The sequence below is a fragment of the Candidatus Zixiibacteriota bacterium genome, assembly GCA_017999435.1.
In the GTDB taxonomy this organism is placed as follows: domain Bacteria; phylum Zixibacteria; class MSB-5A5; order GN15; family FEB-12; genus JAGNLV01.
This window is the reverse complement of record JAGNLV010000002.1, coordinates 363,028-376,009: the sequence shown is the minus strand read 5'-3', so window position 1 is coordinate 376,009 and position 12,982 is coordinate 363,028. Positions and strand designations below refer to the sequence as shown.

The 12,982-nt window shown below is 65.4% G+C and carries 12 protein-coding genes; 6 read left to right on the top strand and 6 right to left on the bottom strand.

Annotation, left to right across the window (positions count from 1 at the left end):
- The first annotated feature begins 71 nt into the window (after positions 1-71).
- From KA261_07075 to KA261_07055, 5 genes are all read left to right on the top strand, one after another.
- Entirely contained in the window at positions 72-611 is a 540-nt protein-coding gene (locus KA261_07075) for a tetratricopeptide repeat protein (GenBank protein MBP7697559.1), read from the top strand.
- Positions 612-665: 54 nt separating this feature from the next.
- On the top strand, positions 666-1,343 hold the full coding sequence (locus tag KA261_07070) for a DUF116 domain-containing protein (GenBank protein MBP7697558.1): 678 nt from the start codon (positions 666-668) through the stop codon (positions 1,341-1,343).
- A gap of 84 nt (positions 1,344-1,427) precedes the next feature.
- Positions 1,428-1,862, top strand: a complete 435-nt coding sequence (locus KA261_07065; GenBank protein ID MBP7697557.1) for a GNAT family N-acetyltransferase — start codon at positions 1,428-1,430, stop codon at positions 1,860-1,862.
- Between the two features lie 108 nt (positions 1,863-1,970).
- Positions 1,971-3,512 carry a cytochrome ubiquinol oxidase subunit I gene (locus tag KA261_07060; GenBank protein ID MBP7697556.1) on the top strand — a complete coding sequence of 514 codons (1,542 nt, stop codon included), beginning with the start codon at positions 1,971-1,973 and terminating at the stop codon, positions 3,510-3,512.
- On the top strand, positions 3,509-4,549 hold the full coding sequence (locus tag KA261_07055; protein MBP7697555.1) for a hypothetical protein: 1,041 nt from the start codon (positions 3,509-3,511) through the stop codon (positions 4,547-4,549). Before KA261_07060 ends, KA261_07055 begins: the two co-directional genes overlap by 4 nt.
- Positions 4,550-4,687: 138 nt before the next feature.
- Here KA261_07055 and KA261_07050 read toward each other — a convergent pair whose 3' ends face one another.
- The 4 genes from KA261_07050 to KA261_07035 form a co-directional block, all read right to left on the bottom strand.
- A complete protein-coding gene (locus KA261_07050; protein ID MBP7697554.1) occupies positions 4,688-5,044 on the bottom strand; it encodes an HXXEE domain-containing protein in 357 nt (118 codons plus the stop codon).
- A gap of 134 nt (positions 5,045-5,178) precedes the next feature.
- Entirely contained in the window at positions 5,179-6,021 is an 843-nt protein-coding gene (locus KA261_07045) for a DUF58 domain-containing protein (protein MBP7697553.1), read from the bottom strand.
- A gap of 173 nt (positions 6,022-6,194) precedes the next feature.
- Positions 6,195-8,867 carry a hypothetical protein gene (locus KA261_07040; GenBank protein MBP7697552.1) on the bottom strand — a complete coding sequence of 891 codons (2,673 nt, stop codon included), beginning with the start codon at positions 8,865-8,867 and terminating at the stop codon, positions 6,195-6,197.
- A gap of 82 nt (positions 8,868-8,949) precedes the next feature.
- Positions 8,950-9,147: a (2Fe-2S)-binding protein gene (locus KA261_07035; protein ID MBP7697551.1), complete on the bottom strand. Its 198-nt coding sequence runs from the start codon at positions 9,145-9,147 to the stop codon at positions 8,950-8,952.
- A gap of 168 nt (positions 9,148-9,315) precedes the next feature.
- Between KA261_07035 and KA261_07030 the strand changes: the two genes are divergently transcribed.
- Entirely contained in the window at positions 9,316-9,831 is a 516-nt protein-coding gene (locus tag KA261_07030; GenBank protein MBP7697550.1) for a hypothetical protein, read from the top strand.
- Between the two features lie 231 nt (positions 9,832-10,062).
- Here KA261_07030 and KA261_07025 read toward each other — a convergent pair whose 3' ends face one another.
- Entirely contained in the window at positions 10,063-12,306 is a 2,244-nt protein-coding gene (locus KA261_07025; GenBank protein MBP7697549.1) for a hypothetical protein, read from the bottom strand.
- A 69-nt stretch (positions 12,307-12,375) separates the two neighbouring features.
- Entirely contained in the window at positions 12,376-12,930 is a 555-nt protein-coding gene (locus KA261_07020; protein ID MBP7697548.1) for an AAA family ATPase, read from the bottom strand.
- Between the last annotated feature and the right edge of the window lie 52 nt (positions 12,931-12,982).

Genomic DNA, 12,982 nt, shown 5'->3' with positions numbered 1-12,982 from the left:
CCCGCCCCCGCTCAGGCGTCACGCCGGCCGCGCCGATATTTCGACCTATGCTCCCCAGGAGGACAAAGTCAATGCGCCAGCCTGCCCTCACCCGCTTGTACGCCGCCGCGACTCTCGTGTTGGTCCTGGGCGGCTGCAGCGGCGGCATGGTCACGACCAAGGCCGTCCGCGTCGACGGCCCGCCGACCGCCGCCGATTCCGCCGATTCCGCCGCCGTCCTCCCGGCCGATACCGACGAGCAGTTTCGGTCGCTCGTCAGCGACGGTTTCATGCTCTACCGCCAGCAGCGCTACCCGGAGGCGGTGGCGGTCCTCCGCCGGGCGGTGGCCCGGCATCCCGACCACTGGGAACCGTTCTACGCTCTCGGTCTGATCCGCTGCGCGGCCGAGGACTACGCCACGGCCGAGGCGTTTCTGTCCGAGAGCCTCGACCTGGCGCCCCCCGACAGCCGCATCCGCAGCCAGATACACCTTGCGCGGGCGCGCAATTTCGAAGCCCAGGCCCGCTACGGCCGCGCCGAACAGAGCTACCGGGCCGCGCTGGCGCTGCACCCGGAGTCGTCGGATGCCCGCGACGGTCTCCGCCGGCTGACGGAGCGCCCGGCCCGCTAGGCCCCCCTCATATTTCTCGCGCCCGGCCGCCGTCAGTCCGTATATTGACTGGCGATGACGCGCCGTTACCCAACCTACCGCCTCGGGCCGGACTTCCGAAAAAGACTGGCCCTCTTTCGCCGCCGCATTGTCGACCAAGGTTTCGCCGAATTCGCCGCCGAGTTCGCCGGCCTCGACGAATTCATCTGCCGCGCCTGGGCGGAGGACTCTCCCGAAAAGGACCTCCGCCGCACGCCCAAGGAGAAGTACCTCCTCGAGGCTCTCGCCTTCTCGTTCTACGACGACCTCAACCGTGAAGCCTTCAACCGGACCGGCGACACGCTCATCATCGTGCCCGACTGTCTCTCGCTGAACAACCCCGACTGCCGGAAGGTCGAGGGGGAGTACGGCGACACGTGCCAGCAGTGCGAGCCGGCCTGCCAGTCGTACTGGGTGATGGAGCTGGCCGGGGAGTACGGCGCCCGGGTGGCGTTCTCGAAACGCAAGCTCTCGAACCAGATCGAACACTACGCCGAGCGGCTGAGCAACGTCGGCGTCGTCGGCGTCGCCTGCATGATCATGCTCACCTCCGGCCTGCGCACCTGCGCCGAACTCGATATCCCCGCCCGCGGCGTCCTCCTCAGCTTCACCGGCTGCGAACACTGGAACGACGTCCCCTTCGGCTCCCGTTTTCCCATGTCCTGGCTGAGAGAGATCCTCGAGGAAAAGCGGGCCGCCCGGCTGTCGCCGTAACCGCCCCCGGCCGCATTCTCACTTTCGCCTTCCCGCCCTCGGGCCTATCTTGCTCCGGTTGACCTGTCACGATGGAGAAGTCTCATGACCCGTCACCTGGTGAAACTGACGATCGCCGATTACGACGCCCTCATCAACCTGTGGGGGGATGCCGGCCTGCCCTACCGGCCTCTCGGCCGCGACTCCCGCGAAAGAATCGAAATCGAGATGCGCCGCCCCGACACCGCGTTTTTCGGCGTTTTCGACCGCGACCGGCTGGTCGCCGCCGGGCTGGCCACGTTCGACGGCCGCAAGGGCTGGATCAACCGGCTGGCGGTCCACCCCGACTTCCGGCGCCAGGGTCTGGCCGCCCGGATCGTCCGCGCCTGCGAAGAATTCCTGCACGAGCGCGGAGCCGAGATCATCGCCTGCCTGATCGAAGACTGGAACGAACCTTCCATGGAGCTCGTGGCCCGTCTCGGCTATGACCACGCCCCCGATATCGAGTATTTTTCGAAACGGAAATCGGCCGACACCTAGCCGCGGGGAGCTGCCCTGGCCGGGCCTTGCGGGAAATATAGTTGATTCTTCCGGTCCGTTTTGTTATTTATTTCACAAGATTGTCCGGTGCCCTTGCGGAGGTAACGCATGAATTATCCCTTCTGGGATACGACCCTGGGTTACGGCGTGCTCATGGCCGTGATCGCGGTCGTCCACGTCTTCGTCTCTCACTTCGCCATCGGCGGCGGCTTGTACCTGGTCGTGGCCGAGCGTGCGGCCCGCCGCCGCGGCGACGATGACCACCTCGGATTCCTGCGGCGGCTGAGCCGGTTCTTCGTCCTCACCACGGTGGTCTTCGGCGCCCTCACCGGGGTCGGCATCTGGTTCATCATCGGTCTGCTCAACCCGGCCGCCACCGCGGTCCTCATCCGCAATTTCGTCTGGGGCTGGGCCGCCGAGTGGTGCTTCTTCATCATCGAGATCCTCGCCGCCCTGCTCTACTACTACGGCTGGGACTGCCTCACCCCGCGCCGCCACCTGATCATTGGGTGGATCTATTTCGGCGCCGCCTGGCTCTCCCTGGTCATCATCAACGGCATCGTGACCTTCATGCTCACCCCGGGCGACTGGCTGGCCACCGGCCGATTCTGGGACGGTTTCTTCAACCCGACCTACTGGTCCTCGCTCGTGCTGCGCACGGGGATCTGCATCATGCTCGCCGGCCTCTGCGCCCTCGCGGTGGCCGCCCGCCTTCCCGCGCCCGGCGCGCGAGTGCGCCTGGTGCGCTACAATGCGGTCTGGGGCCTCGTCGGGCTCGCGGTCGTCATCCCCTCCCTCTTCTGGTATGTCGGCGACATCCCCGCCGATCTCATGGCGGCCGCCCGCCAGACGATGAACATCCCGTTTGCCGCCCTCGATCTCCTCTATCTTCTGACCGCCGCGATCGCGGCCCTGCTGGCCATCCTCGGACTCCTCGCTCCCCGGGCCTGGCGCACAGAAGTCGCGGCGGTTGCTCTGGCCCTCGGGTTGGTCTGGTTCGGCTCGTACGAATGGTTCCGCGAAGCCCTCCGCAAGCCCTACGTGATCACCGGCTACATGTACGCGAGCGGGGTAGAGGTCGCCCGGGCGGCCGACTATCGCGCCGACGGCATGCTCGCGCACATGGCTTATCGCACCGGCGACGAAGGCGCCGATCTTTTCCGCCGCGCCTGCCGGAGCTGCCACTCGCTGGAGAACTACAACGCGCTGAAGCCGTTTTTCGACGGCGCCGATGAGGAGTTCATCACCGCCATGGTGCAGGGGATCGGCGCCATGCGCGGCAACATGCCACCCTGGACGGGCACGCCCGAGGAGGCCCGGCTGCTGGCCGCCCACCTCGCCGCCCGCACCGACCGCCGGCCCTTCGCCGAGGTCTGCGGGCTCTCCGGCGTCGACCTCGGCCGCCGCGTCTACGAGGTCCGCTGCGGTTCCTGTCACGTCCTCGGCGGCTTCAACGACAAGACTCAGTCGCTGGCCGGTCTGAGCGAAGAGGAGTATCGGACACTCCTGGACATGTCCGATGATCTCGGCGAGGAAATGCCCCCCTTCACCGGCGGCGAACCCGAGCGCGTCGCGCTCATTCAGTTTCTGCAGACACTGAGCGCGCCCGCCGGCACGCCGGCGGCCGCAACGCGAGGAGGCGCCCGATGAACCCGCTGCCCGATCCCAATTTTCTCCCGGCCCCGCTGTGGCTGGTCACTGTCCTGCACCTCCTCACCCTCACCCTCCACTTCGCCGCCATGAACTTCCTGGTCGGCGGTCTCCTCATCGTCGTTTTCGGCCGCCTCGCCGACAAGTGGCGCCACCCCGTCGTCGCGCAGTTCGTCAAACTGTTTCCCACCGCCATGGCCGCCACCGTCACCCTCGGCGTCGCTCCCCTGCTGTTCGTGCAGTTGGTGTACCCCGTGCCCGTGTACAGCGCCGCGATCGTGACCGCCTGGTTCTTCCTCGGCATCGTCGGCGCCGTCATGGTTGCCTACTATCTCCTCTACGCGGCGGCCTTCGGGGCGCCCGGCTCCCCCCGGCGTCCCGCCTTTCTGACCGCCGCGCTCCTCTTGCTCGCGTATGTGGCGTTTGCCTACAGCAACCTCTTCTCGATCGCCGAGCGTCCCGGCCTCGCCGCCGTCCTTTACGCCGGCGACCCTTCCGGTCTCCGGGTCAACCCGCACCTCGGCCAGTGGCTCTGGCGCTGGCTCCACATGCTCCTCGGCGCCGTCACCATCGGCGGATTCTTCATCGGTCTCCTCGGGCGGCGGCACGAGGATGCTTTCGCGCTCGGCCGAAACTTCTTCCTCTGGGGCATGGTGGGGGCGATGGCGGTCGGGCTCGTCTACCTGTTGTCGCTCGCGGACATCCTCAAGCCTTTCATGCACACGCCGGCGATCTGGTGGCTCTCCGCATCGATCATTCTCTCGCTCGGGTCGCTCCATTTCTTCTTCACGAGGAAATTCTTCGGCGCCGGGGCGATGCTGTTTGTGTCGCTGCTCGGGATGGTCGTGGTCCGCCACAATGTCCGCCTCCTCCAGCTTGAGGGGCATTTCGACCCCGCGGCCTGGCCCATCCGGCCGCAGTGGGATGTATTCCTCGTTTTCCTGGTCTGTTTCGTGCTGGCGCTGGGCTTGGTGTGGTATATGCTGCGCCTCTTCTTCGCCCGGCCGTCCCCCGGCGCCTCCGCACGGGACGCCTGAAGCGCTTGCGCGCCCGAATTGGCCTGCTGCGCCCTGCCCCGATCGCCCAGAACGCCGTGCGCTCAGCCAGGTCTGTGGTGTCCGGAGTGCTCATCCGCAGCGGCGGGGTCTGTCTGCGTCGCCGATCCCCCCTGCCTCCTACCCCCGCGCCAGCGCCGCCATCAATCCCGCCGCCGCCGCCAGCACCAAGCCCGCCGTAATCCCGCCGGGAAAATACTCCTTCCGGTAAATCATCACGCCGATATGCACGATGCCGTTGAGTGCCATCGCAACCGCCAGAACCCATGCCATAAGCGTTCCCGCCGGACGTGCAAGCAGCACGAGGGTAAAGGTCGCGGCGCAAAACCCGTACACGGCGACATTGCCCATTACAAAGACCCACATCGGCATCTCACCAAGCGGAAATTTCCGGCGGAATCCCGTTGCCGCTTCCTCCACCAGGTGCCCGATAAGCACCGCCGCCAGAATGAGCACCGACCAGGCCGCCGTACTCATACAGCCGTCACTTTTTCGTCCCCGCCGTTGAAAGGATGATCAAGCTCCTATCTTCCCCGCGCATTTTCAGCAACCCTGATCACGGTCTCCTTGCGCCCGATCCTGGTTCCCCACCCGCTCCCCTCGCCGTGCGCTCAGTACAGCCGTTCCCGCTTGCTCAAGAACGCATAGAGCGCCTTGTCGAACGGCATCGCCGTGTCGATCGGGTGATAGTCGATCGCGGCCTGGCGGCAGGCGGAGGCGATTTCGGACGAAAACGCCGCCACCGCCTTCGCATAATCCTTCTTGATCTGGTAGGGCAGCGTCGTCAGTTCCTCGCCCGTCTCCATATCCTTGAACACCGCCTCGCGCGGGAACGCAAAATCCCGCTCGCGGGGATCGAGAATGTGGAAGACGATCACCTCGTGGTTGTTGTAGCGAAAATGCTTGAGTCCCGAGATGAGCTTGTCCGCCTCGTCGATCAGGTCGGACAGAATGATCACCAGCCCGCGCCGCTTGATCCGATCCGCCATCTCGTGCAGCGTCGAACTGATATCGGTGGTATCCGAGGGCGCCTGCGCGGCGATTTCGTTCAGGAGCACGTGCAGATGGCCCGACCGCGACCGCGGCGGAATGTACCGCCGGATTTTCCGGTCGTACGTCACCAGCCCGACCGCGTCCCGCTGGCGCAGCATCAGGTACGACAGCGCCCCGCACAGCAACCCCGCGTAGTCGAGCTTGCGGATCCGCTCCCCCGAATGGTAGGCCATCGAGGCCGAGCAGTCCAGCAGCAGGTACGCCTTGAGGTTGGTCTCCTCCTCGTACTGCTTGATATAGAACCGGTCGCTCTTGGCGTACACCTTCCAGTCGATAGCCCGAATGTTGTCCCCCGGCATGTACTGCCGGTGCTCGGCGAATTCCACCGAGAACCCGTGGTAGGGGGACTTGTGCAGCCCCGCGATAAACCCCTCCACCACCATCCGGGCCCGCATCTCCATCCCCTTCAGTTTGGAGACCGTCTCGGGGTCAAGGTACTTTCGATAGTCCGTCGTCACGTGATTCTCCTCGCTCGGCCCGGCGTCACGACCCGGCTCGCTGGCCCGTTCAAGATAGCCGGGTCCCGCCGCTTATACAAGCCGGCCTGTCCGATGGTTGGTCCCCGCGGACGCGGTTACCGGAGGACGGCGAGCTTCCCCATCTGCACCTTGCCGTCCGGCGTCTCCACCGTCCAGTAATACAACCCGGTCTCCACCAACTGCTGGTTCTTGTTGATCAGCCCCCACTTGGCCCGTTTCCCCTCCGGATCGTCCCCCGCGTATTCATGCCTCAGCTCGCGCACCAGGTCGCCATCGAGCGTAAACACTTTGATCACGCAGACCGGCGGCAGGTTCGCAAACCACACCGCCCGCACCCGCTCATCCCACCGGTCGTTCTGGTTCCGCCCCTCCAGTCCCTGCTCCCGATAGCCCGCATCGGTCCGGTACGGATTCGGGTACACATACACTTTGCCGTTCTGCCCGAGCGGGCTATCCCAGACAGTGGTCGGGTAGACGATCTTCAGCCCCGCCGTCTTGTCGGACTCCAGCGGGTAGACCCCCGCGCCGGGACTCCCGACATCGTACGCCGTCACATTCACCCAGTACGCCACGGTCGGCAGCAAGTGTTCGATCGTGAACTCGTACTCGTAAAACTTGAAATACCCCTCGGCCGTGAACATCTCCGGAGTGATCGAATCCACCGGCAACGTCCGCGGATCGGGCATCTCCGGATACACTTTCCGCACGGCAGTGCAGAGCGTGTCGCTCCCGCAGGTAGTGTCGAACTCCGAGGCGTTGTAGCCGTGGGGCTCAAACCGGAAAATGGAATCGTTGGGGAAGAGCGGGTGGCGGTAATTCGACAGGATTGTGTAGTCCTCGGGGTGGAAACTCGTGTCGTGACAGGGGTCGGGGCCGAAGGCGTAGAGGCAGCGGAGTTCCTCCTGCGAGTACGGCATCCCCTCGAGGTCCCAGATGTGTCCCCCCCAGCCATCAGGCTTCTTCACCCACTTGTCGTAGTTGCGCCGGTCGAACGAGCCGACCACGGTGAGCGCTTCCGCTCGCTCGTCGCGGCCGAGGTAGATGCGATAGCCCTCGAAATCCGGCGCCTGCAGGAGCGGATCGACCTGGGTCTCGGACACCTGGCCGTTGAACCGGACATGGACGCCGCCCGGGACGGGGGTGAGCCAGAACGGGGGGGGCGGAGGCGGGTAGGCGACCCGGAAATCCGGGATGCCGTCCCCCTTATACCACTGGGTGTCGGCTTTCTGGGCGACCCACTGGCCGCCCACCAGGGCGGAATCCTGGACACAGACGCGGAATTCGCCGGCATACCCGTCGCCATCCGTGTCGAAACCGGGGTTGTCGAACACGCGCTGGGCCCAGCGGGCGTTCGCGATCAGGTCCGAGAAATCCAGCCGTTGTTCGTACTCGGCCGGCCGCCGCGGGATGTAGGCGAGGATCCACGGATCCTTGTGGATCAGTTCTCCGCCGACCACGGCAAACGAGAGCGTCACCTTGTGCCCGGCCGCCAGCGTCAGCGGTCCCCACGAGACCAGGTAGTCGGGCGTCGTGTTCGAGGCGATCGCATTCGCCTCGGTCAGCGGCACCGGATTCCAGGGGGGCGTCAGGGCGCGCGCAATCTCCCCCGTCCAGTAGTTCGGGTGGTCCTGTTCGTGCGTGGAGAGCCGCCGGTACTCCGACTCGAGCGAATAGAACCAGTCCTGATTGTACCACCAGCTTCCCCGGCCGAATGACCTCACCGACGGATCGGCGGAGGGCTCCATGAAGATCGGCCCGAGACTGGGCGCCCACCGGCTCGTCCACCAGTTGTAGTAGACGCCCCCGCGGTCCACCGGCCCGCGGAGGGGGACTATCCCCAGACCGCTGCGCACCGAGGCCAGCATGCACATGGTGTCGGCGATATCCACCTGTGTTCCCACCGGCCTGTCATAGAACACCCCCCCGTAGGCGTTGCCGTCGCGGTCGGCGTGCCAGGCTAGGTTGAGCGTGTCCCGGAAACCGCAGCCGATCGGCGCCTCGTACGTCTCAAAAAACCCCACCACCTCGCCCGAGTCATTGCACGGCCGCGTGTTGTTGTAGCGCGCGGTCGGGATCACGTGCAGACCGATGTATACCTCCCGAAGCCCGTCGCGGCCGATATTCTCGACCCGCAGGTTGAAAAAGACCACGTCCCGCACCGATTCGTAGGTCCAGGCGTACGACTCCTGCGTCACCTTGACATTCAGCGGCTCGGGGTTGCGCACGATATCCTCGTCCCCGCCGGCCCCCTCCCGGTACATCAGCGTGTCGGTGTACTCGCAGATGAAATCCTCCTCCGAGACTGCGTCCGGATGCGGGCCTCCGTGCCGGTCAGTGGTCGAGCGGGCGATAATCTCCCCCGGGGGGTTGGAGGGAAGGAAAACGCCGGCCTGCGATCCCCCCGACAGCCGCAACCCGTAACGCGTCCGCCCCCCGATCCACAACTCCAGGCCCTCGAGGTAAATGCGCCACGATTGGGCGGGGAACTCACAACTTGTGCGGATATCCCAACCGGTGAATGCGTCCCGGGGAGGTTCGTTGTTGTATTCGACCGCCCCGATAAACCCCCGGTTGGTGACCGCCAGGGCCAGGTTGTTGTCGCGGTGGACGGCGGTCAGGTAGATCCGGTTGACAGCGGCGGTCTGTCTTGGCCCCCGCGGTCGAACCTGCCGGGTCGTGTCGCTCTGCCCGTGCGCTGTTGCGATCGTCAAAACGATGCCGAGGGCCGCCAGGGCCCGCCGGCAAAGCAAGCGGTGTCCATCCGTCACGAAGCATCTCCTCGGCCGCAATAACGCACCCCCCGCCGGATCGTGCAACAGGAAAACGTCTGCGGGCAGACCGCGCGCCGCGTCAGTCCTCCCCGGCGATCACCTCAAACGCCGTGCGACCCGTCGCCAACATCAGCTTCACATACGGATGGCACCGCCGGCAGTTCAGCCCGAACCGAACGTGTTGCTGGAGCTCCTCGATCGTTCGCGCGCGGCGGCGGCGCGCAATCCGCTTGAGGCGGGTAAAGGGCTGATTGAAGCAGGCGCAGCGGGTAACCATGGTGTCGCTGTAACAGCAACGCCGCGCGCGGGTTCCGCGGAAACCGGAGACGCCGATCACGCCCCCGCCGCCCGGGGACCGCGATTGACTTAAGTCATATCGCCCTCCGCCGCTGCCCCCTTTCTTTATCTTATGAATGATCCCACAACACCGGATGGAGACCTGACCATGTCACAACCCTCGCCCACTTGCCCGGGCAGCGCCCCGCAGCGGTTCACCCCGGCCGCGGACCGGCCGCAGGCGGTCCTGCCGAAAGTTGACAACAACACCACGCTCGGCGCCCGCCCCGAACCGCAATCGCACCTCGGCCAGTGGCCGGTGCAGCTCATGCTCGTGCCCACCCACGCCGGCTATTTCACCGGGGCCGACCTGGCGCTCACCGCCGACTGCGTCCCCTTTGCCTTCGCCGACTTCCACGAGCGTTTCCTCAAAGGCCGGCCGCTGGCGGTGGGCTGCCCGAAGCTCGACAACGCCCATGTTTACATCGACAAGCTCGCCGAGATTTTCGCCCTGCATAATCTCAAGTCAATGGAAGTCATCGTGATGGAAGTGCCGTGTTGCAGCGGCCTGGTGCAGATTGCGCTGGCCGCCCGCGACCAGGCCGGCGTGCGGACCCCGATCCGGGTCACGACAATCGGCATTCGCGGCGAACAACTGGGCACCGAGGAGATCGCCGGCCGCTAGCCGCCGCGACAGCGGGGCGGCCGCCCCGCCCGGTCAGGATCTTCGATCCACGATCGCGCCGTTGCCGGAACTTTCGGCGGCGTGGAGTGTCTAAGACAACGGAAGACAGAATGACCTGAAAGCTATACTTTCCTCCCTTTGCGTTCGTGCAAGAAAGAGCGCCGGGCCGCATGACCCGGCGCTTTTCTTTTGCGCCCAATCTTACCCGCCCCGGCCGGAGCCGGGCCCGCCTTACTTCCGGGACACCGTCTCCCACCCGAGCGTGGAGAGAAACTCGTTGAACACGAAATCCCTCGGTTCCTGGCTGAACGGCCCGAGTTCGAACTCCGCCGACGGGGCGGTGATCACCGGCCGCGAGAACGCGTCCCGGCCGTCCCCTTCCACCACCCGTACGATCACCGGCATTTGGAATGACGGAGGAACCTTCCCGGTCTGCACTGTCACCGCGACGTACCACGACCCGTCGCGCTGCACTTTTGTCCAGGTCGCGTTGTACTCCGGCAGGTACGCCCCGTAGAGCCACTGCCGGAAAAACCAGTCGAGCGGCGCGCCGTAGTGTTTCTCCGCGAGGCGGACGAAATCGGCGTTGCTGAACGTGCGGTTGGTGATCTGCAGGAACAGCTCGCGCGAGAAACCGGCGAACTTGGCGTCCGACCCGGCCTCGTAGTCATACATCAGGAACCGCAGCATGTGGAGCAGCCAGACCCCTTTGTTGTTCAGGATCGTCCGGTAGAAGTCGAACTTCCCGTTGGCGTCCCAGTAATCATTGACCCGGTAGCCGGCCGACAGCGGGATCTCGTGGCCCATCTGGATCTGGGTGTAGAGGGAGTCGCGGCGGGTCAGCAGATTGGAGAAATACGGCGCGGAGGAGCGGTGGGATTCGATGAAGCGCAGCCCCTGGTAGGCCGGGAGCGCCCAGGAGAGCCAATCCTCGCGCCCGGACTGCGGACGCATGAGCGGCCCGAACCACTGGTGGGCGACGCTGTTCCCGACCGGACCGTCGAACCCCCCCACCACCTGCCAGGGATCGCTCGTCACGCAGGCCACCTGCGGCACCTTGATCATCCCCGGCGCGCTCTGGAAACCGGTCGATATCACATACTCCGCAAACGTCTGCGGCGGCGGACCAAAATTCTTCGACAGGTAGTTGAACGCCGCCGTCACCGCCTCCTGATACTGATCGCGCGGGATGTAGCAGGGATCCCGCCGGAGATCCCGGTCGGCGATGACGAAATTGAGCGCGACCCCCACGTCCGATATCACCTGCACCGTGTCTTCCACGCCGGTCGGGAAACAGTGGAAGTACAGCTCGCCCAGCGGCGCCGGAAGAGCCGAGGTGAACTCCTGCCGCCCGCCCCCGACGTCCACCGGCTCGCTCATCCCCGCCGTGTAGTAGTTGTAGCCCTTGGGGACGTTGAACGTCACCTCTGTCGGGCTCGGAACGGGATTGCTCAGGTAGGGCAGGAAGTGGTCGAAGTTCGTGCCGCGGTACCACACCGTCAGGCTGAGCGTATCCCCCTGGTGGTAGTAGCGGGGGAGGATAATGCCCGTGTAGTCGAACGTCTTCCGCCGCACATAGTCGATGCGCTCGTCCCCGACCAGCACGGAATCCACGTCGAGTGAGTATTTGAGGAACAACCAGGTGAAGCGGAGGCTGTCGGCGTTGACCGCCAGGTCGAGCGTCGCTTTCGCCTGCTCGATGCGGCGGCCGTCGGTCCCCGACAGCCGCACCTCGGCCGTGCGGCGGAGCGCCGTCGTCTGGTACGCGATCTGCGACAGCAGCGAGTCGTCGTACCGGCCCGCCTCCCGGCGCTGGAAGCTCGCCCCCACGGTCGACACCTGGTCGCCCCCCTCCACCTCGTACCCGATCTGCACCTGCTCCGGCCAGTTGGGGTCAAAGGTGAACGTGTAGCGGTTGAAATCGGCATAGAAGAACCCGTCGGGGCCCCGTTCATAGATCGATGCGGCGAGGCGGAAATAATTGTCGTAGGTGTGCATGATCACCGGTTTGAAGAAGAACTCGCCCTGGCCAAGCTTGTTCACGACGCGGAAATCAATGACCGCCGGCTCAAACTGGAATCTCTCCCGCAGCCGCAGATCGAGATCATCCGCCATCCGGATCGCCACCACCTCGACCGGCTGGTCCACCGTGCTGTCCTTGGTCACGGCCCACAGCCCCTGTCGTTCCGAATGCACCGGAACGTCGATCGTGACGCGTCCCTGGCCCACAAACACGGCCGTGGTCGGGCGGTCTTTCACATACCGCTGGAGATACACCGTCCCTTTCTCGAATGTGAACGTGGCGACGTCTTTCTGATAGACGAAATTGCTGACCTCGGCCTTCTCGCCGGCGTTATTGAGCAGCTCCACGTGGAGGAGGTCGTAGGTGGATTCGAACTCCTTGAAGAACTCCCGGTCGGCGGCGGGCGCGCCGGACCACAGCAGCAGAGCGGCCATCACGAGCGGTAATCTCATAGCTCCCTCGACATTTTAGTCCCTGTCTTTCAGTATCTTATAAACGCCAGGATCCCCCCCGCTGTCAAATTAAACCGGTGTTTTTCCGGCCAGCCGGCACACGATCTCCACGAAAACCGCGTATTTTTCGTCCACCGATTCCCGCGCCGGGACAAATTGGTAACCCGGGTGCCGCTCCCAGACCGACCGGATCTGCCGCTCGAGAGCCAGCACCGCCGCGATCGGCTCGATGCGGACTTCGTCCGCCTGGTAGTACTCCGGCCCCAGCGCGGCGGCCGTGCCGAGCTGGATGACCCCGGTGTACCGCCGGTACTCGGCGGCCGGCGTCGTGCCGACCTCCGCAGCCGTCTCCGGGTGGAAGGCGAAGGCGTCGGCCGTGCCGCGGTCGGTGATGAACGACCGTCTCGGCGCGGCGTCCTCGCGGGCCCGCTGGCGGCGATAGATCTCGCGGTGGAAATCGGCCGGGCGTTCGCGGTAGCCGGCATCCTCGACCAGCAGTCGCCGGGCGAGCTCCTCGAAAAAGAGGAAATCGCTCAGCGAGGGGTGCCCGCGCAGCCGCTCGAAAAACTTGGTCTTGCCGGAGGCCGGCGCCCCGGTGATGACGATCCGCACTGGTTCGGACATACGTGACAGCCCCCGCTGTCACCGGCAAGGTAGATCGCTCGGCCCGACGCGT